The sequence below is a fragment of the Pacificimonas flava genome (assembly GCF_000342165.1).
In the GTDB taxonomy this organism is placed as follows: Bacteria; Pseudomonadota; Alphaproteobacteria; order Sphingomonadales; family Sphingomonadaceae; genus Pacificimonas; species Pacificimonas flava.
The window spans coordinates 1-24,547 of record NZ_AMRV01000012.1; the positions used below are offsets into that span (position 1 = coordinate 1).

The following is a 24,547-nucleotide window of genomic DNA, read 5'->3' on the forward strand; positions in this document are numbered from 1 at the left end:
GTGTGGCTGCTAGCCGATTTTGCGAGAATTAATTTCTGTCTGCACTCGGCGTCCAGCTCGGCATACCGAGCCCGGGCAAGCTCCAGATCGGACGTTTGAAGCGATATCTTGACCTCGTGCCGACCTTCGAACCACGGCCTGAGATCTTTCGGAATGGCTTTTCGAAAGTAGAACATTCCCGATCTGGGATGAGGCCAAGGACCTGGCATACGGAACCTCACTTTGTACCACCTTTCTGTACCAGGAGGCGGTTAACAAAGTGCGGATATGCGCCGGCTCGAGACAAAAACTCTCGAAAATGCGCTTTTGGTGACCCCTACGGGAGGGGGTGGTGAATTAAAACATTAGCCAAAAGCAATGGCTTATTACAACCGGCCAATCTTGTTGCGAAGACCTCGTGGACCACACATATGGACCATACGTGCCGGCTAGGCAACGACGGATTACGCCGGAAATTCGAGAACGGTCTCGAGGTTTGGAGGTCAAGCCTTGCTGTACCGCGCAGGGCCCGCAGTTACGGGCTTCATTTCATCCGGGCACGAAGACGGCTCGGAGAGCTCCCTAATCGTGCGTTTCACCGGCCAACTCGAGATGTCATGGCACCCTGCTTCTTGGGGAGGCCGTGGATGTGCTCGCGCCGCCGGTCCGGCGCGAGCTGGTGCGCGAACACTACCGGGGGGCCCGCTCTTCATCGAACCCGGCCGCGCTTCACCTTTCATTTCGCGGGTATCGCACGTAACGAGCGCGCCAGCGGTGTCGAGCGCAAGTTGGAGCCCCTGCGTTCGCAGATCGCGACTGTCTATCCGGCGAACCAGCCATCGGTCTTGCTCATGGCACGGACGCACTGCTCGCCTTCGTCGCTGATCTGGAAGAGGAATTACGGCTACTTCCGAGCTTGGTGAGAAAGGTCGAACATGCTTGCCGCGCGCTGCACCCCGGAAGTGAGGACATCCGATGTTGCTAACATAGTCATAAACGCCGCAGCCCGATCGCGCGCCCGCGTGTTGTTCCAGATCTTGTCGGAATCATATCCGTTTGCACAATTACCGAGCGTGGCCTCGCGATAGGCGGCCAAAAGGTGCAGCACCCGTGCAACCAGTTTGTCGTCGATCTCCCGCGGCCATGCGCGAGGCGCGACGTTGAACAATCTATCCGGATCGGCCTTACCGGTGATGACGGCAAGCATCGCCTTCTCATCCTCGGCAAAGCGGTAGCTAACCATGAACAACGCCGCGAGCTCGTCCAAGCCACCGAAATGATGCTCATGGATGGTCTGGTGGGGCGACCGCTCAGGGTCCTTCAGCATGAGTTCCAACTGGTCGTGTTTGGATTGTATGCGCTGGCGGACGTCGGCCGTGACAGATAGCACTTCGGCCTTCTGAGGACCGGGCAGCATGTGCTCGATAGGCGATGCCGCAGAAACTAATGGGCCAAGAACGATGCCGGACGGTCCGGATAGGTTGGTCTTATCCCTGCCGTGCCGCTGCGCCGTATCGTGGGCGGTGAAGACCCGATCTGCCGCACTACTTAGGCTAAGCATGGCGTTAATCATCGCGGACGCGGTGGTCTTGCCTCCGACCAGGGGGCGCAGGAACCAGGGGACGAGCCGCCGCGAAACGTCGCGGGAGGCGGCGCTCGCGCGGTGTATATCCCATAAGCCCCACAAAATGCGCTGCCGGGCACCAATGACGATAACGCGCTTACGCTCGTCTCCGCCGGCAATCTTTTTTACGAACTTCTTTGCAGCGGTGAAGTCGCCACGCACGTAGGCGTTGTAGAGCTCAGGGTGCCCTCCGCGCAGCGAGAAGAGGTCATCACAATGCAAGTCGAGTGCATCACTTTGGACAAGCGCGGTAAGCGGCTGAAGTGCGATGCGACGTACAGTCTTCGCGTCCTTCTTAGCTGCGGGAACGAATGGCGTAACAATGAGAAAGTCGAGCAGCCTGTAGAGTTCGTCTCGACTTTTAGGGACATCGCCGGGTGTGAGGCGGCTATGTGCCGCAGCGAGCAGCCCGGTCGCGGCGGTGGCGGTTTCGCGCTTCCGAAGCACATATCCGTCTCGACTCTTGAGAGGAATATCGCCGTGATACTTGCGATCGGCCCACGCATTGGCCGTGCGGGCGAGAGCCTCAGGCGAGAGGCGTTCCGCAATCCCCTCCTTGAACCATCTTGGCGCGCGCCGAACCACGCTTTTTGCGGTCCGGTCAGCTTCAATCCTTGTCTCGTCGTCAATCTTCTCGGTCATAATTTTTTTCCTCGATGAATACATGGTGCATTGGGTTTAATTTCGGGTGTTCATGGGGCTTTTGCCGGCCGATACGGCTGTGCTTACGCGCGGCCGAAATCAGCCGACGGCGGCCGTCAACACTTCTGGAACCGAAGCAGTGCTTCACGCTCGGCTTCGAACGCTGCCTGCAGCGCCTGCGGGTCGGCACTCGCGGATCTGGCGAGGATGGTGTGTGCAGCTCGAACAGCCATGTTCGCGCGCAGTTTTTCATCCCGGGCGTCGGCGGGCGTCGCCACCACGAACCGAAGCGGTCCCGGACGGCCCTGCGCGGCCGCCTCGAGAGGCTTGCGCATCGCTGTTCCGAACAGATCCTCGACGATCGGGTTGTTGGCGATCTCAAGCAGACGTGAAGCGATCGCCGCGCTGGCCATCGCGTAACCGTCCTCTGGCGCTTCGATGACCTCGTCGAGGCGCCGCTGCTGGCGAAGCCGGACGGATTCATAGCCAGCGTCAAGGAAGGGGATGGACAACGTCTGAGGGTCGATCAGCCGAGCCGGACCGAAGTTGCCGGTGCCGCGATTGTCGTTCTTGACGATGAACACCTCGAAGAGGGTGCTGAACTGCGTATAGAGGCGTTCCGCCAGCAGCCGTGCTCCCACTTTGTCCGGAGCGTCGATCGGCGCGAACACGGTGCGGATGTTTTGGTCCTGCGCGGTCTCGACAACGTCGTTGAGGAACCCGGCTGCGGGCGTGTCCATCGACAGAAAATTCGCGCCGAGATCGAAAATTCCGACGTCTACCTGGGCTAGGTGACGCGCGGACCATTCCGCTGGTTGCAGCATTTCTCCGGCGTTCCAGTTTAGGACGGTGGCGTTCGCTTTCCCGTTGCGGTTGATGTAGCCGCGGCACCCCTGATCGGCATCCACCACGCAAACCGACAAGCCAGCTAACCGCGCGAGGCAGTCGAGGATCTCGGTCACGTGTGTTTTTCCGGTGCCGCCTGCATTTGTCAGTACGACGATGAGGAGTTTGAGTTTCCAGTCGATCATGATTCCAGTTCCTCGTCGACAGGGTCGTGGACCGGCGCGAAGAAGTTGGCTTGGTCCTTCACGTCCACGCGCCGGCTATTCGACGGACCACTGGAAGCGATCCCCGTTTGGGCTGCCAGCGTGCCCGGATCGCTCGCGCGGGCCAGGAAGCCGCTTTTACGTTCCGTGTTATGCAGGCGCGCAAAGGCCGTCCGGATGGCATCAGCCTTTTTCGAATCCTCATACATGTTGTTCGCGATCTCGCGCCACGTCTTGCCCAGGGCACGCTGCTGGGCGATATCGCTGTCAAGCGCGCGAACGTCGCCCGCAATGCTGTCCTCGCGGTTGCGCCCCGTGGTCGGTGCGGCGAGCCGCTGCCTCATCCGCATGCGCCGGTTGTGATCAGACCTAGTCTTCTTCGTCATCCATGCGCCCTCCTTTACGGCGCACCGAATGAGCTATGCTGCCGCCATCAAAGGCGGAACTGGTTGAGCTTCCCGAGTTCTCCAAAGTGTCCAAAATTCGTTTCCATGCTCGATGCATGTGATGTGCGAGCATGTACTCGTCGGAACGGATCGTGTGCACCGGTTTGGCTTCGCTCGGCGCCAATCCTTTTCGTACCGCATCGCGGTCTGCCACATGCCGTGCATGACTGTCCGTCGTCCAACAGGCGGAACCGTTCGGTATTCGCGCCGATCAACGTGAATGTTCAGGCTGTCATCGGTTATGCCTCGCGATTGGGACAAATCGGACCCATTACCTATTCGGCCTCCGGTCTTTTAAGTAAGTGCAGTTGTTCGATGCATGTTCGTGCTGTTTGCCGAATGCATCAGCCAGATGAGTTCGGTGTTCATCCCTGCATCCCAGCAATTATCTGTTGGCGAGCGGAAGGCCGATAAGACACGCGGGTGCTTCCTGGCTCCTGTCCGCCTGTCATACTGCCAGTGCGACAAACGACGTCGATCTCCCTCCCGCCGAAAGTTGGCAAAAGGTTCGGTGCAGATCGGCTCCAGTTCGAGCCGCCAACCGTCAGGCTGCCCGGGTGAGGTTGGGCCGCTCATTCGCCCAGATTCGGGGCGCACCGCACAGGTTGTCGGATTCTTGCCGACCGCCCGGTCCGACGTGCTATGTGCGCCCGGGAGAAGTTCCAAGCATTCCCTTGGGCTGAACATTGCGACGTCTGTTCAATTCGTCACATGTCTGTCGCTGTTCCGCTCGCGTCCTGCTCGCTCGTGTTGGGGAATGAAATTCAAAGCAGGATGGGGTCTGTAACCAGCCCCCTAGTCGCTCGGCGGGGAACCTTCTCGCTCGGAAGGGGGAAAGGTGACTAAGAAGGGAAGGAAGAGCGGCGACAGCAGGATCTCGATCACCGTGCATCTGCAGCCTGACGAGGCTGCGCTGCTCAAAGCGGCGGCGGCCCGCGCAGGCAAGACCCGGCATGACTTGGCACGCGATCGCCTGCTCGGCAGGGCGTCAGAGGACACGCCGCTACTCGCATGTTTGACAAGTCTTCTCGGTCTTCACCATCGCCTCGAAGGCATGGACGAGCTCGACGATCAAACACGCACCGACATTCTGTCAGCAGTGCGAAATCTGACCGCCGCAGCCCGGGCCGAGGTCGCAAAATGATCGTCAAGCTCATCCGCATGACAAGCCGGAAGGGCAGGCTCGCAGAGCTTCGCGACAACGTGTATGCGCTGACCCGCTACGTCGTGGATGCGGACCCTTGGGCCATGGCAATGATCGACAGGGAGCGGGTCCGGTCGCTCACGGAGTATCTGATTGACGCGCGAGCCCATGGCATCGAGCCTGGCGAAAAGGCTGGGCATGTCGGCCAGCGGAACCTGCTGACAACCGAACTTGGCGATCAGCAGGTCGAAATGCTGGCGGTGGCGAATGGTTCTCCGCGGATCGAATACCCGGTCGTCCACATCATTGTCAGCTGGCAGGGCAGGGAGCAGCCCGATCCTTCGCAGCTCAAGGACACGGTCGACACGATGTTGGCGGTGACCGGCCTGTCGGTTTGCCCCACGCTCTTCGCCCAGCATACCAACACCGAGCATCCACATCTCCATATCGCGGTGGTGCGCGCCGATCCGGCGAATGGACGGGCAGCCGGAAGCGAGTGGCTGATTGAAGACCTCCATCAGGCCATCGCTATACTGGAAGAGCGTCACGGATGGGCCGCCGAGCCGAACGCTCTTTACTATGCCCGGGACGGCGCGGTGTTCGATGCCAAGGTCCGACGCTTTGGTGGCGGCTCGCGAGGCGAGGAGATCGTCGATCCGATTAGCGAGGTCATGGTTCGCGATGCGGCGGGCAAGTTCCTCAAGCCCCGCGATCGTAAGGGCGTTGCGGCCGAGATCGTGAACTTGCACGCGGACATCATTCGAGCACGCAACGAAGCAAAAGACTGGGATGACTTTCATGCCCACCTGGAGATTCACCAGATCGCCTATCGTGCCAAGGGCAGCGGCGCACGGATCCACGTCGGTGACACATCAAACAAGGCGTCGACTGTCGATCCGGATCTGGCGTTGAAGCAGATGGAAAAGCGGTTCGGTCCGTTCGTCCCGAATCCAGGCGACCGGATACCTGGGTTCGACGAGTATCGCGAAGCACACAAGGCTCAGCTTAAGCGGTTGAGGGCCGAGCGGGCAAAAGCGCAGGCCACCCTCGATGCCTGGGCCAAGGACCAATCGTCGGCGATCGCCACGGCAGGCAACCGCTTCGCCGAACGGGCTGTTCGCGCCGAGCGCGACGCCGCGCAAAAGGAATTGAACGCAGCCTTCGCCGCCGCGATAAAAACCTGCACAAATGCACGGCATACCAAGCTTGAGGAATGGCGAGACGCTGGATCCCCCATCTTGCCGCCGGTGATCCCATCACCGTCCCTGCTCCTTCCATCGGGTAACGGCGAAAAAGGATGGGCGCCACCTGCCGGGCTTCGGGCCGAACCTCACGAATGGTCGACCCGATATTACGACGAGGCGGATCGCCTTGTGTTCACGGATCACCGCATCGTCATCATCGTCCACCGTCCCACCAGCACCGACGGGCTTGATGCGGCGCTAACAATAGCGGCTGAGCGTTGGGGTACCGTCCGAGTCAATGGATCGAAAGCTTTCCAGGAGCGCTGCTCCGAACGTGCGCGGGCGTTAGGGATCCAGGTCGTCGATGCCGACAACAGGTCGCTTGTTGTCAAGGCAGCGTCCAAACTTCCGGAATCAGTAGCAACTCCGGCGTCCCCGCGCCCTGATTATCGTGCCGACCCCGCACGGAGGGCTGCGTTGGACCGAACGCTCGCCAGTCTCGGGCGCATGGCTGTGCTGCCAACGCGGCGGCGAGGACCGGCCAGTGCGGCTGGTCCGGCACCGCTAGAGATCGTCTTCGATGCCGACCGGTCCAACCCCGGACCGAACCTCCAAACGGCGGCATTCTTCGAGGAGGACCCCGAGATCCAGGATTATCTCGCGAAGCGTCGGGCTGGAATGCTGTCGACCGTCAATCGCTGCTTGCTTCAGCACCCTGTTCCGCTGAACAGGAAAGACGTCCTCGAGGTGCTCGATCATCCGGATGGCCTGCGACACGCGGCTTTCCTCGCCTTCGAGGATGCCGACTTTCAGGCGATGTTAGAGCGCGTCGCCCTCCGACGGGAGAGGATGAAGCGCGAGAATGTGCAGGGCAATGCGGAAACCGACCGCGACACGAAGTTCGACGAGCCGGTTTCAGGGCTGGATAGCGAAAAGGCGGCGACCTCGATCGACCGCCAGGGGCATGATCACGAAGCGTCATCCCAAGGATCGCCGTCCGACCTCGAGAAACTTCACTACCTCGAACAGATTCGCCGTTATCGATCTACTGACCGATCATCTTGATAAGCAAGGCGTGTGCGAAGATCCTTTTTTCGAGACGACGCCGATAGCGAACCGGCCTGCCCGGTTTGGAGCGCCAGAAGAACGTAAGCGGTCCTCCGCTGGGCTCAGTTGGTCGGCAGCAATGCGGCCCAACAGCAGCCATTGGATCTTCCGACCGGTTATCCCGAAAGCTACCATTCGTTGGTCACCATCGCCTACCGAAGCTTGCGCGCTGCGCGCCGTAGTTCATCGTCTGTAAGAAGTGCCCGCCATGGCTCTCGCTGTACGATCGATTCGATCGCGAGATCCAGGCGGTTCGGTGATCGACGCCTCGTTCCTAAATCATCCTTGGTACGGCAGCCGTCAGATGGCGAGACATCTCTGTCGTCTCGGCAATGCGGTCGGGCGTCAAGTCTGCTCCGGGCCGCGATGCGCAGCGCGAGTTCCGACAGTAATAAGGGCTTTAGGGTAGCTGGCCGCCGTTCTTGCTAGCGAAATTGACAACTCCTTGTTAGCCGCGCGCAAAGAGGGAATTTATGAATCAGCAATCTTTGTCGTCCTTCATCTGGTCGATAGCAGACCTATTGCGCGGGGCGTATAAGCGCGCAGATTTCGGCAAGGTCATCCTGCCGTTCACGGTCCTTCGCCGCCTCGACCTAGTGCTCGCCGACACGCGCGAAGACGTACTGGCCGAGAAGGCGACGTGGGAGGGCAAAAATATGGATGCCGACGCATTCATGCGCCGGGCTTCCAGGTTCGGCTTCTACAACGCGTCAAAGCTGGACTTACAGGGTATCCTGGGCGACCCCTCCAACATTGCCAGCAACCTGCACAGCTACATCGATGCCTTCAGCCCCGAAGTGCGGGATATCTTTGAGAAGTTCGAATTCCACGCCCAAGTCGACAAGCTGGAAGAGAAGGACCTGATCTTCCAGGTGCTCGAACGGTTCCTCGACCCGCGCGTCGATCTGCACCCCGATAATCTTACTTCCGCCCAGATGGGCGACGCCTTTGAGGAGCTGATTCGAAAATTCGCCGAGGATTCGAACGAGACGGCAGGTGAGCATTTCACCCCGCGCGATGTCATCCGCCTGATGGCGGAGCTCGTGTTCATCGAGGATGACGCGGTGCTCGGCGGGAAGGAAGGCCTGATCCGTCGCATATACGATCCGACTGTTGGCACGGGTGGGATGCTGTCCGTCGCCGATGAATTCCTGCGCGATGGAAATTACGGCGTCCAGCTGGTGATGAGCGGACAGGAACTGAACGCGGAATCCTACGCCATCTGCAAGGCGGACATGCTCATCAAGGGGCAGGACGTGAACAACATCGTTTACGGCAACACGCTGTCGGACGACGGACATGAGGGCCAGACCTTCGACTACATGCTCGCCAATCCCCCGTTCGGTGTGGACTGGAAGGGCATCCGCCGCTCGGTAGAGAAGGAGCACAAGGAACAAGGCTATGCTGGCCGCTTCGGTCCCGGCACGCCGCGCGTGTCCGATGGATCGCTGCTGTTCCTGCTGCACATGCTCTCCAAAATGCAGCCCGAAGCTGATGGCGGTTGCCGCTTCGGCATCGTTCTCAACGGCTCGCCGCTTTTCACCGGCGGTGCTGGTGGCGGGGAGAGCGAGATCCGTCGCTACCTGCTGGAGAACGATCTGGTAGAGGCGATCGTCGCCCTGCCGACCGATATGTTCTTCAACACCGGCATCGCGACCTATGTCTGGGTCGTCTCCAACCGCAAGCCGAAGGCGCGCAAGGGCAAGACTCAGCTGATCGACGGCAGCACATTCTTCCGCAAGATGCGCAAATCGCTGGGATCGAAGCGGCGCGAGATCGGCGAGAAAGACCGTGAGGCGCTGGTCAAACTTTTCGGCGATGGCGAACCGATGGACATAGTCACACTGCTGAACGCGGACGACAAGGAGATCGATCGCAGCATCATCGCCCCCGATGCGCCCACGCCTGAGGCTCCCGAAGGCGGCAAGGCTAAGCGCGCGCCGGTATCGCTCGTGCTTACGAACGAGGCTTTCGGATACCACCAGATCACGGTCGAGCGACCGCTACTGAACGAGTACGGTGAACGCGTTCTAGTCACGCGAGGCAAGAACAAGGGTGAACCGCAGCCAGACACGGCCCTGCGCGACACGGAGACCGTGCCGCTGACCAACGATATCTCCGAATACGTCGAGCGTGAGGTTCTGCCGCACGTGCCCGACGCCTGGATCGATGAAAGCAAGACCAAGCTCGGTTACGAAATCCCCTTCAACCGGCACTTCTACGTCTTCGAACCGCCGCGCCAGTTGTCCGAAATCGATGCAGAACTGGCCGACGTGACCGCCGATATCCAAACCATGCTGCGGGAGATGGCAGCGTGAAGGGTGAGGAATTCGTCGCGGCGGTGACAGCCTTGGTCGAAGCGCATCCGCACATCCGGCAAAGCGGCGATCGTCATCCTGCCCACTGCAACCTCTATTCGACGGCCGCTGGCCTCCCGGTTGCCACCGAACCTGAGCGCAAACGCGTCGCGAATATCTGGGTGCGAGCTGATAGTGTCCGGCAGCACCGGCTGGCGGAAATCGAGAGTGAGTTCTTCGACCACCGCACCTTCGATGTTAGCAAGCCGAACCACAACCTGTTTCGCGAGCCGGGCTTCAAGGACGCCGACTTGATCCGCTTTCAGGCCAATTCGCTATGGCAAGCTGTGCAGGTTCTTTCCGAAGTCGCTGGTGATGGCCTGTGAGCTTCCCTGCTTATCCAGAATACAAGGACAGCGGGGTCGAGTGGGTGGGGCCAATCCCATCCGCTTGGAATGCGCGGCCGCTTTTCAGTGTTGCCGACGAGATCGATGAAAAGAACGTCGGCCTGATCGAGAACAATTTGTTGTCGCTTAGCTATGGCAGCATAATTCGCAAGGACATCGAGGGGGCCGATGGCCTCCTGCCAGCCTCGTTCGAAACCTACCAGATACTCGAGAAATATGACGTCGTTTGGCGGTTAACTGATCTGCAGAACGACAAGCGTAGTTTGCGGACTGGATTGGCGGGCGAGCGGGGCATAATCACCTCGGCATATCTCGGCACGCGTCCGCGTTCGATTGATCCGATCTACTTTGCCTATCTTCTGCGGGCCTACGACCTCACCAAAGTCTTCTACTCGATGGGCGGTGGACTGCGTCAGTCCATGAAGTTCAGTGACGTGAAGTGGCTTCCAATTCTGGTGCCGCCTCAAGCCGATCAGTTCGCCATTACGAAATTCCTCGACCGCGAGACGGCGAAGATCGATGCGGCGGTGGTGGCGCAGGAGCGGTTGATCGCGCTGCTCGCCGAGAAGCGCGCCGCGACCATCTCCCACGCCGTCACCAAGGGCCTCGACCCTGATGCCCCGATGAAAGACAGCGGCATCGAATGGGTCGGCCAGATCCCGGCGCAGTGGGGCGCTGGAAAGCTGGGATATGGGGCAAGGCTTCAGGGCGGATTTGCGTTTGCTTCGGGCGACTTTCAGTCCGAGGGCATCCCGGTGGTAAAAATGAACAACCTTTCGCGCGGCAGCCTCAAGTTGCACAATGCCGTTAGGGTTGATGAAGCGGTAGCCGTCGAGGCCTTTGCACTGGCAGCAGGCGATATAGTTTGGGGGATGTCAGGTAGTATTGGTGCGACGGGAAGTTTGGGAAATTTTGCAGTCGTTGAAGAGGGCGACCTTCCTTGTCAGCTCAACCAGCGAGTTGGGCGATTCTATATTCGAAGTAGAAAAGTAGATCCTAACTTCCTGAAGCTCTGGATACAGTCCGATGAATTCTATCGGCAGGTAGAGTTAGCTGTGACCGGAACTGCGCAGTATAACATTAGCTCTGAGCAGGTAGAGGCAACTGCGATGTGCTTCCCACCATTGGCCGAGCAAAGGACGATCGCGGACGCGGTGCTAGCCAAATTGAGCTCACACTCTAAAATTGTAGAGCGTGCCGGAGAGCAGATCACTCTTTTGCGCGAACGCCGTGCCGCCCTCATCTCTGCCGCTGTTACTGGGAAGATCGACGTCCGCGGCGAGGTCGAGCCCGAGGAACAGGAGGCCGCATGAACGTCGATACGCTCATCGCCAGCCTGCCCGCCAAGTCCGATAAGGATCGCCGCACCATCCTCGCCCGCGCCGAGGATTGGGTGGCCGACGGCTCGCCCGAACAGCAGGAAGCGGGCCGCAAGGTGCTCGATGCCTTTTCCAAGCTTCAAGAGCGCGAAGCCGCCTCCGATCCTGTCAGTAAGGTCGAGAATGCCTTCGCCCGCATGCCTCCGAGCGATCTTGGAGTTTCGCTGATGCAGGTGTTGCTCGATAACCCGGGCGCTACCTCTACCGCGCTGACTGAAGCGATCGGCTGGCAGGACAAGGCCTGGCAGCTGCATTTCGGCAAGATCGGCTGGGACCGACAGGACTACCTGTGGCCAGCGCCTTGGTCGAAGGTTCGGAATGAACCGTTCAAGGCCGGTATCCTCGCCGACTTCGACGAAGCAACCTCCGGTTTTACCATGAAGCCCGAAGTGGTCGCAGGGTTGGAACGGATCGGTATCAAGGCGAAGCGGATATGACCGGCCAATCGCTTGAGCTGTTCTACGTCGATGGCCGCCCTGATGGCATTGTCACGGCGGAAATGTTCAATTGGACGGGCAGCGTTCTTCTGGCTCCGCGCACCGAGCTGTCGCGCCTTATCGAGAGCCACGAACAAGCGAGGCATTCCGGTATCTACCTGCTGACTGGCGATGACAGCGATGGCGCACCGCTAGCCTACATCGGCCAGGCCGAGGACATTGCGGTCCGCATTCGGAACCATGATGTCAATAAAGACTGGTGGACCCAAGTTGCGATCGTCACCGCCGCGGAAAACAGGCTCAACAGGGCGCACATCAGTTATCTGGAGTCGCGGCTGATAGAGCGAGCGCATGATATCGGTCGTGTTCCATTGGCAAACGGAACGAGGCCTTCGTCGCCCAGCTTGAGCGCAGCTGATATCTCCAAGATGGAAGCGTTTCTTGGCTACCTCTTGATTGTCTTTCCGGCGCTCCGCGTCGATATGTTTGTGGAACGCAAAAGGCAGGCCATTCCCGTATTGAAAGAAGCAACTTCTGAGGCTGCCCCTTCGCCTCCGGAACCGCTTGCCACATTTGTATTGGAGAACAGCCGGCAAGGGCTGTCAGCAAAAGCGACGCTGGTAGACGGGGAATTTATTGTTCTCGCCGGATCACAGGCAAAGAAGGAATTTAGCGAAGCTTCGACATGGCACAGCTACTATGATCTTCATACAGAGCTGCGCCGCTCCAATGTTCTGGTCGAGAATGGCGACCTGTTAGAGTTCGGTGAAAACTACGTTTTTGCTAGCGTAAGCGCGGCAGCCTCTGTGGTGCAGGCGCGTAGCGCTAATGGCCAATTGGACTGGCACGAGATCGAAAGCAGCTTGACCTACAAGGAATGGGAGTCGCGCCGTCTGGCAGCGATCGCGGATACAAACTGATGCCCAAGCTCCACGAAGAAGCCACCATGGAAGGCGAGATCTGCGACACCCTGCAGACCAAGGGCTGGCTCTACGATTACGGAGCCGACGTTAACTACGACCGCCAGCGCGCACTCTATCCGCCGGATCTGATAGCCTGGGTCCGGCAAACCCAGCCGGAAGTGTGGCAGACGCTGGCGAAGCGGCACGGTGAAGATGGAGCCAGGGAAAAGCTTCTCGATCGCGTGCGCAAGGTGCTGGACGAGAAGGGCACTCTCGCGACGCTGCGCTCTGGCATGGAGATGGTCGGCATCCGGCGCACCATTCGTCTGGCGCAGTTCCGTCCGGCCAGTGGGCTCAATCCCGAAATCACAGACCGCTATGATGCTAATCGTCTGCGAGTGGTCCAGCAGGTCCGCTATCGCCTCGACAGCGAGCATTCGATCGACCTGGTTCTCTTCCTGAATGGCATTCCGACTGCAACTATCGAACTGAAAGCGGATTTCACGCAGAGCGTAGAGGATGCGGTCGAGCAGTATCGCAAAGACCGGCAGCCCCATCCCAAGGGCGGACGGCTGGAACCTTTGCTCTCATTCCCAGGCGGCGCGCTGGTGCATTTCGCGGTATCCAGCAGTCTCGTCCGCATGACGACGAAGCTGGCGGGTAACTCCACTCGGTTTCTGCCCTTTGACCGGGGCAATAAGGGCGGTGCCGGCAATGAACCGTACTCGTACGGTTCAGCGACCTCATACCTCTGGATGGACGTGCTGGGGCGCGACAGCTTGCTCGATATTCTGGGGCGTTACATGGTCGCCAAACGCGATAAGAAGGGGAACCTGTCGGCCCTCTTCTTCCCGCGCTACCATCAGCTCGATGCGACCAGGAAACTGGTAAACCAAGTGCGCGATGAGGGCGCAGGCGGTGCCTACCTGATCCAGCACTCGGCAGGCAGCGGCAAGACTGCGTCGATTGCCTGGACCGCGCACTTCCTTTCCGAACTGCACGATGCAGACGACAACAAGATCTTCTCAACGGTCATTGTCGTGTCGGATCGGCGCGTAATCGACGGGCAGCTTCAGGATGCGCTGTTCGATTTCGAGCGGACGGCTGGCGTGGTCGAAACGATCAAGAACAGCGGTGGCGCGAAAAGCGGACAGTTGGCCGAGGCGCTGGCAGCGGGCAAGAAGATCATCGTCTGCACCATCCAGACGTTTCCCTATGCGCTTGAGGCGGTGCGAGAGAAGGCGGCCACCGACGGGAAAACCTTTGCGGTAATCGCGGACGAGGCGCACAGCAGCCAGGCAGGTATGGCAGCGGCAACGTTGCGCCAGCTATTGGCGAGCGATGCAGCTGCGAGCCTGCAGGATGGAGGCGAGGTGGACATCGAGGATCTGCTGGCCGCGCAAATGAAGGCGCGCGCCGATGACCGGGGCATTACCTACATCGCTTTCACGGCGACACCGAAGAACAAGACGCTTGAGCTGTTCGGCAGGCTGAAGGATCCGTCTGCGCCACCTTCCGACGCGAATGGATACGAGGCATTCCACGTCTATTCGATGCGCCAAGCGATCGAAGAGGGCTTCATCCTCGACGTGCTGCGCAATTACACGCCCTATGCAACGGCCTTCAAGCTCGCCCAGCAAGGCAAGGATGGCCTGAAGGAAATTGACGACAAGGAGGTGGAACGCTCCGCTGCCACAAAGAAGATCATGCGATGGGTTCGGCTTCATCCGCACAATATCGCGCAGAAGGTCCAGATCACGGTCGAGCATTTCCGCGAGAATGTTGCACCGCTTCTCGAAGGACAAGCGAAGGCGATGGTGGTTCTTGGCAGCCGGAAGGAAGCGGTGCGCTGGAAGGTCGCGTTGGACAAATACCTCGCCGACAATGGCTACACGAAGCTCAAGGCGCTGGTGGCGTTCTCCGGGGAGGTGAGCGATCCCGAGAGTTTTGCCGAACCGGTCATGGAGACGAGCACGGATCTAAATCCGACTCTGCACGGTCGCGATATTCGTGACGCATTCGACGACGACAACGCGCGCCTGCTCTTGGTCGCGAACAAATTCCAGACCGGCTTTGACGAACCCAAGCTATGCGGGATGTATGTCGACCGTAAGTTGGCCGGGGTGCAGGCGGTCCAGACCCTGTCGCGGTTGAATCGTTCGCATCCAGGAAAGGACACGACCTACGTCCTCGACTTCGTGAACAGCGCCGATGCGGTGCTGGAAGCCTTCCGGACATACTACGAGTCTGCCGAACTCGACGGGACGACCGATCCGGAAATGATCTTTACCTTGAAGGACAAGCTGGACCACGGCGGCTGGTATGACACGCCCGAGGTCGAGCGAGTGATTGAGGTCATTACCTCGCCGGGCGCATCGCAGGGGAAGCTATCGGCCGCCTTGCAGCCCGTGGCGCAAAGATTGGTGAAGCGCTTCGCGCAGGCCAGAGAAGCATTGCGGTTTGCGAAGGAGGGAGAGCAGGACCAGGCAGCAGCCGAAGCAAAAGACCGTATCGACGCGCTGACGCTCATGAAGAGCGACATGCAACAGTATATGCGGTTGTATTCCTATCTCAGCCAGATGATCGATTACGGCCATACAGGGGTGGAGAAACGCTACTGGTTTTACCGCCATCTGGTGCCACTTCTTGATTTCGAACGGGAGAACGCTGAGGTCGACCTGTCGCAGGTCATGCTTACTCACCATGCGGTCCGCGCACTCAAGCAGGCCGTGATGGATCTTGGAGAGGGTGAGACCGAGCCCTTGAAGCCGATCACTGCGGCAGGTTCTGGCGCAGTGCAGGACAAGGACAAGACAGCACTTTCACAGATCATTGCGAGGGTGAACGCTTTGTTTGAAGGCGATTTGACCGATGGAGATCAGCTGAGCTTTGTCCGCAGCGTGAAGGACAAGCTGATGGAATCAGAGACGCTTCGTGCGCAGGCGCGCGCGAACAGCGAGGCGCAATTCAAAGCATCGCCCACGATCGATCCTGAGATGCTTGAAGCTGCGATCGCAGCGATGGAGGCGCACGAGTCAATGGGTGTGCAGGTTATCAATTCGGCTCGCGTCAGAGCGGGGCTGAAAAATTTGCTGTTGAACAACCTCGACCTTTATAGCGACTTGCGGGCAGAGATCGCAGCCGACGGCTGATGGTGCCGCTACCAGTGCAGCGGCACCATCGACTTACGCCGCCAAGGACGCAGGGATGAGGGCCGCACCGGTGGCAGGCACCTGTCCTTCCAGCCCAAGGGGGCTGTCGGAGCAACTGCGGTGAAAAGCACATCCCGTTCGCAGTGTTCTTGAAGCGTGCTCCAGCGAATATTCTCCTCGCTGACCCCCGGATCGGTTCTGCCAATCATTAGCCCAATTGCCAGGCTCAATCCTAGGAGCAGCTCGCTGAGGTGATGCCAGGTCTTGCTGAGGTGGTCTCGGTTTTTTGGGCACGGTGCTAAGCTACTCCCCCTCTACCTGGTGGCGGTCATGGACTGGGCCACCCGCAAGGTGCTTGCCTGGCGCCTGTCGAACACCATGGATGCTGGCTTCTGCGTCGCGGCGCTGGAGGAAGACTTGGCCCGCGACGGCAGGCCCGAAATCTTCAACCTCGATCATAGCAGCCAATTTACGTCGCACGGCTTTACCGGCTTGCTGCGCGACGCCGAGGTGCGCATCAGCATGGATGGTCGGGGCGATAGATGGACAACGTCTTCATCGAACGCCTCGGGCGGTCATTGAAGTACGAGTGCGCCTACCTCCATGCCTCCGAGACCGGCTCGAAGCTGAAGACTGGCCTTAGCCGGTGGATCACCTACTATAACACCCAGCGTCCGCACTCGGGCCTGGGCGGGAGAACCCCGGCCGAGGCTTATCGGCGGATCGGGCAATCAGATCATGGGAGGCATGCCCCCATGATCTGATGATCAAACAGGCGGCATAAACGACAGCCGGGATTAGCTTAACTTAGCCGCCAACCTGTCCAAAGATGCGGGACCACCTCAGATATCAATAAAGCCGTCGATGCAAACGCCATCAGCACCGCGAAACATGATATCCATTCCGACACCGCTGCAATCTCCTCCGAACAGCTCGGCCCTTGTTGCACGCGCCAGTAAAGCAAACCTTTCCGCACATGACTGAATAGCGTTGGGAGGGTGGCAGGCGCGCCCGGAGGCAGTCGAAAGGTCTTGTTCCGTTCCAACAAAAGAGCGGACCAAACTCGCATAACTACCTGAGAGGCTGGAGTAATCTTTTAACTCAGATCAACCGCGCCTACATACCGCGACAAGTCGAGGATCTGCAGGCCGGACGCGCGGGCTGCACCCTCCCGGGGGCGGAAGAGAACCGCGCTACTGCGCGCCTGGAGAAGGTGAGGAGGAAGAGGGTGGCTGAACGTCGAAAGACGAAAGTTTACCCTGCGCCGGGCAGCGGCCGCCCGGCGCCTCTTATCGGAGGTTCCCTCACATGAATGTTCACGTCCCCCGTTACTGCGCCGAGCAGGCGCGCGTAGAAGCCTGCGCCGAGCGTTTGGCTGACCATTTGAACTGGAAGCCGGTTCCCATTCCCGAGCTGTTGCCGCCCGTGCTGCGCACATACCGGTACGAACCGTCTGCGCATCTCCTCCTCATGCCGTCGGCGGCCGCGAGCATCCCGCGCCTTCTAGGCGGTATCCGCCAGTTCCGCTGCACCGGTCTCGTACTGGAGCGGGGCAGCCGGGTTGACGGCGGGCCGACGCTCTACTGCGTCCTCATCCGCTGTCTGCAGGGCAAGGAACATGCGCATACGGAGCTCCGCATCTGGGCATCTGAGGAGGGCGAGCTGTTCCTCGTTCCCGATCCCGACGGCACGGAGCCGGATAGCCCCTGCTACGCGCTCTCCCGCTACAGGATCGAGCCGGCTGCCGCACCCTATGCGGATGCACGCGCGCAGGACCACGGCCTCGTCCGCGCTGAGACGGTGCTCCTGACCGGGCAGCCGGAGGCTGTGCGCCTACGGCGCGGCTGAACCGATGAAGGAACGGTGTCTGGCCGGTGGCCGGGCACCATGAATGAAAAAAAGGGGGGTGCGGAACGCAGCCCTGCTCCGCCGCCCCGCGCACCTCGACGAACCTCGAAAGCAAAACCAATGACGATCATCCTGTTAGATCGCCCCGAAACGGGCGAACCCTTCCTGCCGCGCATGCGCCGCGCGGTGACCGCACGCGTGCACGCGTGCGCTGCCGAGGTCGACGATCTTGTCGACCTCGATGTCAGCCGCGATCATGCCATCCTCGGCGGCTGCGCGGTGATGCAGTATGCGGGGCTCATCGTGACCGGCACGGCATGCCGGCGCCCGCTGCTGTTCGCGGAGGGAGAGGCACTCGGCCGCCGTACGGGCCTCGACCTTCTCCTCATGCGCTTCGACGTGCAGCCTTGCGGGACGACTTTCGATATCCGCCTCGACGCAAATGGGGCCTGGCTCACGAACTTCGCCCTCTGGCGCGGCCGCGGCGAGATGTGGCTCGTGCCCGAAGCCGGCGAGGAAGCTTGCATCAAGGTCACGCAGTTTGGGCTCGAGACCTGTCTTCCCGCCCCGTTCGCCTCCTCCGATGAACGCGAGAAGGGCATGGTACGCGCCGCGACCTTCCCGACGTTCAAGGAAGGGTTCTGAGCCGTGGCGATACAGCAGACGCAGGCCGCGAGCCAGGACGGCGCGGCGGAACTGAAGAGCTTCATGAACGGCGCCGGCACATACCCGAACTTCTCCTTTACCCGCTACTGGTGGAACGGCGACGGGCCGCGAGCAGGGATTAAAGCCTTGGTGTTGAAGAAGCTGGCGCCGGGCAACGACCCGGTGTTCGGAAAGGCTGCCAGGTCCGAGGTCCTGATCCCGGACACGGCAGCGCCCGACTATGCCGACGCCGAGTTCCTCCTCGGTCAGTTCGATGCGAAGCTGCCGGCGTTCGAACGCCATGCGTTCATCCAGGTGAAGATCACGCTAGGCGCCGCAGGAACGTGGACCGCTGGCTACGAACAGGTGCGGGCATATGCACGCGGTCACTTCGTGACGGAGGGCCATCCGGTCGTCCTCGCCGCGCACGTGCCGGGCGCTGCGGGCTCGCGGAACGCGAGCCATGTCCACGCCATCGTGCTGAGCCGGTCGCTCTCAATCAACGGGTTTGGAAAGACGAACTACGAGCTTTGCTCTGACTTGGGGCACAGCGCGGCGTGGGAGGCATGGGACAAGAGCCTAAAGGTATCCTGAAGCGTCCGGGTGCGGCACTGCGCGAGATGCCCGTTGGGGGCAGATCTTTGAGTGCCCACCCGTTCTCTTACGGCTACGCAGTCCCCGGGAGCGGGAACGCTTGGCCCTCTAACAAACTGGTAGACCGTCTATCGAGGGACAAATTTCGAACAGGCTTTTCGAGAGACTGAGCTGACGACTGGCCGGCGGAAGCCTTCGCGGGATGGTCTCCATCTCACTAACCAGTGGTCGGTCCGTGCCGACTGCCAGTCAGCCTGATTAGTATACGGCCGCGCCGCTTTCGAAATCGAGCGGAAAGAAGGCTGTCTAAATCGCCGCCCAGTGCGTCTGCGATGCCGAGTTACCGACCACGTCGTTGCCGCGTCGAGCAACCATCTGAAGCCGCCAAGCCGGCTATGAACTTGTATCAGAAGGACCGCGATGCTGCTTCGAACCTCGCCAGAGGTAGGTCAGGCGAACCCGCCCAGGGAAATCCTTTGCAGATAATCGCACACGAGCTCCGCTTTTCCCGCGCGGACCAGCTTTGCCGCAGTAACATTACCGAGCGACGGCAAAGGCTGCGAGCAATACCACGCATAGGCAGCGCGCTCGTTCCCCGCCCATGGGGTCACGCGGGCGATGATATCGTGCATCTCGCGCAGCCGGATCTGGGCCGGTATGTTACCGGGCCGCAAACTGCTGGGTATGACATCGCTGCTTAAACCGGCGACCATGGCAAGCTCGGATTTTGTAATGCGCAACGTGGCAGCAAAACGATCAGCACAAACGTCGCTACCGTCAGAAACTTCGGCCGGGTCTGGGGTGGAGTCCATAAACTCGTACTAAATCCTAAAGCGCGAAAACTGTGCGGAATATGATAATGTGTCAACGAGCGGATTGTGCGTTTGGTTGGGCAGAAAATGGGCCGCTAGCCGTCGGTCCGCTTTTGATTGGCTTACATGTGAAAGCGGCCGTCCTCGTTGTAGTGCAAATCTGCGTCATCCCTGTCGGTCACGGTTTTTGACCAAACTACACCCCTGTGAACCACAATGGCTGTAGCTTCGAGGCTAGGATTTTCGACTATCGAGGTCTTTCGGTCGCCAACCTTCAATTACGCTGTGGTCTTTCATCAATTCGTGAATTGCGTGTGGAGAGTAAGTCGAGATGCTTACGGTGTTGGCCCTCCTGAAGCTCACGACCCCGGATGTCTTGAGGCGACCATCCTTGGTCCACCGCAATCTTTCCTGGTTCGTAATGTTGAGCGCCTTGGAGATCTCTTTCGGTGTCATGGCCTTCGTTGCAATCGCGTCTAGAGCGCCAGCGATATCGCCAGTGATCGAGTTCAGTGCCTGTTCGTCGATCTGACTTCCGATTGGAAAACGAACGGTATCGACTTCCCATTTGGCGCCCTGAAGCCCGCTCAGGTATTTCCGCAGCGCCGCACGTGCTTCTCTACGCCGCAGCCAGAGAATAGGAGAGAGGTGCAGAAACGCCTTCCAGTCAAGCGCGGCAACATGATGGCTCTCATCTCGCGTGATGCAGGAGCGAAGGTTTTCGTAGCTGACAAGTCGCTTCATCATTCGCTTACCGCAAAGGTCCGTGCACTTTGCCAGCCCCGCCAGCACGAGTTAGAGCCATTCTCATGCCTGCAACGACCATTGATGACCCGCAATCGCCATGCCAGAAGATATGTCGATTGTCGGCAAATGGAAATGTCTGCACGGGCTGTGGCCGAACGCTCGTTGAGATTGCAGAGTGGTCCGAAATGTCGCCTGACCAAAGGCGAGCCGTAATCCAGGCTGCTGAGAGGCGAAGAGTCGAGGGCTTCACTCTATGAGCTTGGTTCATTTGATCCTCGGCGGTGCTCGATCGGGCAAGAGCCGCCACGCTCTTTCGATATGCTGCCGCATGCGGGGACCGCACAAGTTCATCGCCACCGCGCAGGCGTATGACGATGAAATGACCGAGCGAATCCGTCAGCACCGTGAAGAACGTGCCGATTTCTGGCACACAATCGAGGCACCGATCGAACTCGCTCGTGCGATTACATCGGTCAACGAAGGCACGGTGCTCGTCGATTGCTGCACCTTGTGGCTCTCGAACGTGATGCTGGCCGAACTCGACATCGGCAGGGAAGCCGACGTGCTGGCGGAGAGTATTGCGCGGGCTAATGCAAATGTCGTGCTGGTCAGTAACGAGGTCGGCTCGGGCATTGTCCCGGAAAATCGCCTCGGCCGCGATTTTCGCGACGAACAGGGACGGCTGAACCAGCGGCTGGCCGAGATTTCCGACACGGTCGAACTCGTGGTCGCTGGGCTGCCCCTTCGTCTCAAGGGTTGAGCCCTCGCGCAAGTCGTGAAAACGCGAGCTTGTCGGCGGGCAAGCCGATGCGGAGGTGATGCGCATCCCCGACGAACCGGCGCACGGCGATGCCTTGCTCAGCAAGTCGCCGCCAGAGCGCATTTGCGTCAGATCCACGGACGAACCGGAAAAGATCGGTTCCGCCACGGTCTTCCAACGCGGAGGTCGCGATAAGGGCGTGCATCTCCTGCATTCGCACGGCAAGGTGTCCGCGCGTAGCGGCCTGCCAGTCATGATCAGCATAGGCTGCCGCACCGATATCCAGCGCAGGGCCCGACACGTCCCATCCGCCGAGGCGATCTTCGATGCTGCTCAAGATCTCTTGCGTAGCAAGCACGGCACCCAACCTCACGCCCGCAAGCCCGAAAAACTTGCCGAAGGATCGCAAGATGATCAGCCCCTTGCGTCCCGCAAGCGGAGCCGCACTTAGCGAGGGATTGAGGTCGGCATAGGCCTCGTCGACGATCAGCCAGCCGCCACGATGGGCGAGTGTAGCGCGCGCTGTCTCGATGGCTTCGATAGACCAACGATGCCCATCAGGGTTGTTGGGGTTCACGATTACTACGACATCAGCCCCCCCGGCCAATGCCAAGGGATCGGAATGCGTGACCACCTTCGCCCCCGCCAGTCGCCAGCTTTCCGCATGATCGGCATAGCTTCGAGCGCGCACGGCGACTCTTTGAGCACGCAGGATCGACGGCAGCTGGCGGATGACGACTTCCGTCCCGGCGACCGCGCGGCAAAAAGACGGATCGCATCGGAACAACTCCGCCATGGTGCTTTCGCAGAATGCGCGGGCCACCTCGCCCGGTAAGCGCTCCCATGCATCGGGTGCGATCGGCGGCAACGGATAAGGATACGGATTGATGCCGGTCGACAGGTCGATCCATGGCAGTGGCGCGCCGGGAAACGCGCGTGCCATCGCGTCGATCCGTCCGCCATGGCCTGACACGAGGTCGAGATCGGTCATGACACGTTGATCCAGCCCAGGAGCGCCAGGATGATCGCCTTGGCGATGACTACCCACCGATAAAGAGCCAAGGCGCGGCGGATATCGGCTCCAGATGGGTCTCTTGCTCCCGAATTGAGCCAAGGGTCGTTGCTCGTCGTTTCGCCATAAGTCCGCGGCCCCGACAGTTTGATGCCGAGCGCGCCCGCCATCGCGGACTCCGGCCACCCTGCATTGGGAGAACGGTGCCTGCCGGCGTCCCGAAACATGACTAGTATAGCCCGGCCCGAACCGGCACATAGCGCGAAAAGAATACCCGTCAGGCGTGCAGGGATCAGGTTGGCGAGATCGTCGAGCCGGGCGGCAATCTTACCGAAAGCTTCGTAGCGCGCATTGCGATGGCCGATCATCGAATCGAGCGTGTTGATTGCCTTGTAGGCAAACAGACCCGGCAGGCCGAACAGCGCACCCCAGAACAAGGGTGCAGTGACGCCATCCGAAGTGTTCTCTGCCAAGCTCTCGATGGCGGCACGGGCGATGGCGAGCTCATCCAGCTCAGCGGTCGCACGTCCAACGATGCGGCTGAGCGAATGCCGCGCAGCCTCGATCCCTGCAGTGTCGAACGCCTCGGCGACCGCCGCAACGTGTTCGCGCAGTGAGCGCGCAGCGATCAGACTGGAGGCGACGAGGGCAATCAGGGCAAGGCCTAGAAATCCGGCTGGCAGAAGCAGCTGGATGGACAGACCGATCAAGCCCGCAAGCGCCACTAGAAACAGAGTAACAAGACCGCCCGTCGCGATCCGCGCCGATCTGCTCCGTGATTGGCGATTGCCCAGACGCTCTGTCCGCTCGACCAGCCAGCCGAACCAGCGGACAGGATGCCCGATCCGCTTATCCACCGCTTCGGGCCAGCCGACCACGGCTTCGATCGCGAGCCCTGCCACCATGATCCATGCCGCGGTCACCGCGCAAGCGCCAGCAAAGCGTCAACGTCGAGGGCCTCCTCGAGCCCTTCGGCTAGTTCGTCCAGCGCTGTGTCGACACCATCTTCGTAATTGAGCGTGCTGCTCCGGCCGCTACGCAATTTCTCAAGCCAGCGCGAACGGAATGCGTCGCTCGCAAACACACCGTGAAGATAGGTGCCGATCAGACGTCCGCCCGCTGCGACCGCGCCATCAAGGACGCCGTCTTCCAAGCGAGAGAAGGGCTTCTCCAGCGCAGGCCCCTGCGAAAGACCGGTATGAATCTCGTAACCTGTTACCGCGTCATCATCGGCAATTGTAGTCCCGCTGATGGGGCGGACCACTTTCTTGCGGGTCATCACCGTCGTCATGTCGAACAGGCCCAGACCATCCGCAGTCCCTGCCAATCCATCCGCGGCGTCAGCATCCTCGATCCGATTGCCCAGCATCTGGAAGCCACCGCACAGGCCGACGATGTGCGCGCCTGTGCGCCAGGCGGCGATGATGTCGTAGTCCCACCCCTCGTTCCGCAGCATTGCCAAGTCGGCCAAGGTCGATTTGGTGCCTGCGAGGATGACTGCATCGGCCTCGCGCGGAATGGGCTGGCCGGGAGGAATGAAGCGGACCTCTACATCCGGCTCGGCACGAAGCGGATCGAGATCGTCGAAATTGCTGATCCGCGAAAGCATTGGCACGGCAATCAAAATGGCCCCGTCTTTCGGTTTCGCTTGTCCCAGCACCACAGCGTCTTCAGCGGGCAGCCGCGCAGCACAGGCCAGCCACGGCACGATGCCGAAATTACGCCAGCCGGTGCTGTCTTCGATGAAACGCACGCCATCTTCGAACAGGGCCTGGTCGCCTCGGAAGCGGTTGATGGCGAAGCCTGCGATCATCTCGGCATCCTCGGTGTCGATTACGGCTCGGGTGCCGACGAGCGATGCGATAATCCCGCCGCGATCGATGTCACCAACGAGCACTACGGGAACATCGGTCGCGCGCGCAAAGCCCATATTGGCGATGTCGCCCTTGCGCAGGTTTACCTCCGCCGGGCTGCCGGCGCCCTCGACGATAACGAGATCGTGCGCCGATCTCAGCCGATCGAATGCCTCGATCACGATGGGAAGCAGACTTCCCCGATTTGCCATATACGCTGCTGCTTCTTCACTGCGCAGCGCCTTACCGTTCAGGACGACCTGCGCGCGCCGGTTGCCTTCGGGCTTGAGGAGCAAGGGGTTCATGTCGGTCGACGGCTGCAGCCCCGCAGCGCGAGCCTGGAGCGCCTGCGCTCGACCGATTTCGCCTCCACCCGGACAGGCGGCAGCATTGTTCGACATATTCTGCGGCTTGAAGGGGGCCGCGTCGATCCCGCGTCGCCGAGCGATCCGGCAAAGCCCCGCAACCAGCAGCGATTTGCCAACGTCCGAGCCGGTGCCCTGCAGCATGATCGCGCGACCGGTCAT

At 60.3% G+C, this 24,547-nt stretch carries 22 protein-coding genes and 1 pseudogene; 14 read left to right on the plus strand and 9 right to left on the minus strand.

Annotation, left to right across the window (positions count from 1 at the left end):
* The 4 genes from C725_RS16960 to C725_RS13060 form a co-directional block, all read right to left on the minus strand.
* On the minus strand, positions 1–209 hold a 209-nt coding region (locus C725_RS16960), incomplete at its 3' end, for a DUF6538 domain-containing protein (RefSeq protein ID WP_420804926.1).
* Positions 210–883: 674 nt separating this feature from the next.
* A complete protein-coding gene (locus C725_RS13050; protein WP_008603645.1) occupies positions 884–2,245 on the minus strand; it encodes a hypothetical protein in 1,362 nt (453 codons plus the stop codon).
* A gap of 116 nt (positions 2,246–2,361) precedes the next feature.
* The gene (locus C725_RS15475; RefSeq protein WP_008603646.1) at positions 2,362–3,276 is read right to left on the minus strand and encodes a P-loop NTPase family protein; all 915 of its coding nucleotides are present in this window, start codon (positions 3,274–3,276) and stop codon (positions 2,362–2,364) included.
* Complete coding sequence (locus tag C725_RS13060) at positions 3,273–3,680, minus strand: hypothetical protein (protein WP_008603647.1); 408 nt, start codon at positions 3,678–3,680, stop codon at positions 3,273–3,275. The genes C725_RS15475 and C725_RS13060 overlap by 4 nt, the downstream gene beginning before the upstream one ends.
* Before the next feature lie 898 nt (positions 3,681–4,578).
* On the opposite strand from C725_RS13060, the gene C725_RS16255 reads away from it, so the two are divergent.
* From C725_RS16255 to C725_RS13120, 12 genes and pseudogenes are all read left to right on the plus strand, one after another.
* A complete protein-coding gene (locus C725_RS16255) occupies positions 4,579–4,884 on the plus strand; it encodes a ribbon-helix-helix protein, CopG family (protein WP_038283342.1) in 306 nt (101 codons plus the stop codon).
* Positions 4,881–7,133: a relaxase/mobilization nuclease domain-containing protein gene (locus C725_RS13070; RefSeq protein WP_008603649.1), complete on the plus strand. Its 2,253-nt coding sequence runs from the start codon at positions 4,881–4,883 to the stop codon at positions 7,131–7,133. Before C725_RS16255 ends, C725_RS13070 begins: the two co-directional genes overlap by 4 nt.
* A gap of 515 nt (positions 7,134–7,648) precedes the next feature.
* Positions 7,649–9,493: a type I restriction-modification system subunit M gene (locus C725_RS13075; RefSeq protein ID WP_008603650.1), complete on the plus strand. Its 1,845-nt coding sequence runs from the start codon at positions 7,649–7,651 to the stop codon at positions 9,491–9,493.
* On the plus strand, positions 9,490–9,858 hold the full coding sequence (locus C725_RS13080) for a hypothetical protein (protein WP_008603651.1): 369 nt from the start codon (positions 9,490–9,492) through the stop codon (positions 9,856–9,858). The genes C725_RS13075 and C725_RS13080 overlap by 4 nt, the downstream gene beginning before the upstream one ends.
* Positions 9,855–11,192: a restriction endonuclease subunit S gene (locus C725_RS13085; RefSeq protein WP_051051431.1), complete on the plus strand. Its 1,338-nt coding sequence runs from the start codon at positions 9,855–9,857 to the stop codon at positions 11,190–11,192. Before C725_RS13080 ends, C725_RS13085 begins: the two co-directional genes overlap by 4 nt.
* The gene (locus C725_RS13090) at positions 11,189–11,695 is read left to right on the plus strand and encodes a hypothetical protein (RefSeq protein ID WP_008603653.1); all 507 of its coding nucleotides are present in this window, start codon (positions 11,189–11,191) and stop codon (positions 11,693–11,695) included. The genes C725_RS13085 and C725_RS13090 overlap by 4 nt, the downstream gene beginning before the upstream one ends.
* Positions 11,692–12,615, plus strand: a complete 924-nt coding sequence (locus tag C725_RS13095; protein ID WP_008603654.1) for a GIY-YIG nuclease family protein — start codon at positions 11,692–11,694, stop codon at positions 12,613–12,615. Before C725_RS13090 ends, C725_RS13095 begins: the two co-directional genes overlap by 4 nt.
* Positions 12,615–15,749 carry a type I restriction endonuclease subunit R gene (locus C725_RS13100; protein ID WP_038283345.1) on the plus strand — a complete coding sequence of 1,045 codons (3,135 nt, stop codon included), beginning with the start codon at positions 12,615–12,617 and terminating at the stop codon, positions 15,747–15,749. Before C725_RS13095 ends, C725_RS13100 begins: the two co-directional genes overlap by 1 nt.
* Positions 15,750–16,061: 312 nt before the next feature.
* Positions 16,062–16,513 (plus strand): annotated as a pseudogene (locus tag C725_RS16265) (transposase); the annotation flags it as partial.
* A gap of 544 nt (positions 16,514–17,057) precedes the next feature.
* Entirely contained in the window at positions 17,058–17,597 is a 540-nt protein-coding gene (locus C725_RS13110) for a hypothetical protein (protein ID WP_008603657.1), read from the plus strand.
* Positions 17,598–17,717: 120 nt separating this feature from the next.
* Positions 17,718–18,242: a hypothetical protein gene (locus tag C725_RS13115; protein WP_008603658.1), complete on the plus strand. Its 525-nt coding sequence runs from the start codon at positions 17,718–17,720 to the stop codon at positions 18,240–18,242.
* Positions 18,243–18,245: 3 nt separating this feature from the next.
* On the plus strand, positions 18,246–18,836 hold the full coding sequence (locus C725_RS13120; RefSeq protein WP_008603659.1) for a hypothetical protein: 591 nt from the start codon (positions 18,246–18,248) through the stop codon (positions 18,834–18,836).
* 449 nt (positions 18,837–19,285) lie between these two features.
* On the opposite strand, the gene C725_RS13125 is transcribed toward C725_RS13120, so the two are convergent.
* Both C725_RS13125 and C725_RS13130 read right to left on the minus strand, forming a co-directional pair.
* Positions 19,286–19,648, minus strand: coding sequence for an antitoxin Xre/MbcA/ParS toxin-binding domain-containing protein (locus tag C725_RS13125; protein WP_038283348.1), 363 nt, complete (start codon positions 19,646–19,648; stop codon positions 19,286–19,288).
* A gap of 234 nt (positions 19,649–19,882) precedes the next feature.
* On the minus strand, positions 19,883–20,395 hold the full coding sequence (locus C725_RS13130; protein WP_038283350.1) for a hypothetical protein: 513 nt from the start codon (positions 20,393–20,395) through the stop codon (positions 19,883–19,885).
* A gap of 62 nt (positions 20,396–20,457) precedes the next feature.
* Here C725_RS13130 and C725_RS15910 point away from each other — a divergent pair, with 62 nt between their 5' ends.
* Complete coding sequence (locus tag C725_RS15910; protein WP_078056296.1) at positions 20,458–20,652, plus strand: DUF1289 domain-containing protein; 195 nt, start codon at positions 20,458–20,460, stop codon at positions 20,650–20,652.
* Entirely contained in the window at positions 20,649–21,155 is a 507-nt protein-coding gene (gene cobU, locus C725_RS13135) for a bifunctional adenosylcobinamide kinase/adenosylcobinamide-phosphate guanylyltransferase (RefSeq protein WP_008603661.1), read from the plus strand. The genes C725_RS15910 and cobU overlap by 4 nt, the downstream gene beginning before the upstream one ends.
* Here the strand turns inward: cobU and cobD are convergent.
* Genes cobD through C725_RS13150 form a run of 3 tightly spaced genes read right to left on the minus strand, consistent with a single transcriptional unit; the run spans position 21,145 to position 24,547 of the window.
* Positions 21,145–22,146, minus strand: a complete 1,002-nt coding sequence (gene cobD, locus C725_RS13140) for a threonine-phosphate decarboxylase CobD (protein ID WP_008603662.1) — start codon at positions 22,144–22,146, stop codon at positions 21,145–21,147. The two genes, cobU and cobD, sit on opposite strands and share 11 nt — an antisense overlap.
* Positions 22,143–23,090 carry an adenosylcobinamide-phosphate synthase CbiB gene (cbiB, locus tag C725_RS13145; RefSeq protein ID WP_008603663.1) on the minus strand — a complete coding sequence of 316 codons (948 nt, stop codon included), beginning with the start codon at positions 23,088–23,090 and terminating at the stop codon, positions 22,143–22,145. Before cbiB ends, cobD begins: the two co-directional genes overlap by 4 nt.
* The gene (locus C725_RS13150) at positions 23,087–24,547 is read right to left on the minus strand and encodes a cobyric acid synthase (RefSeq protein ID WP_008603664.1); all 1,461 of its coding nucleotides are present in this window, start codon (positions 24,545–24,547) and stop codon (positions 23,087–23,089) included. Before C725_RS13150 ends, cbiB begins: the two co-directional genes overlap by 4 nt.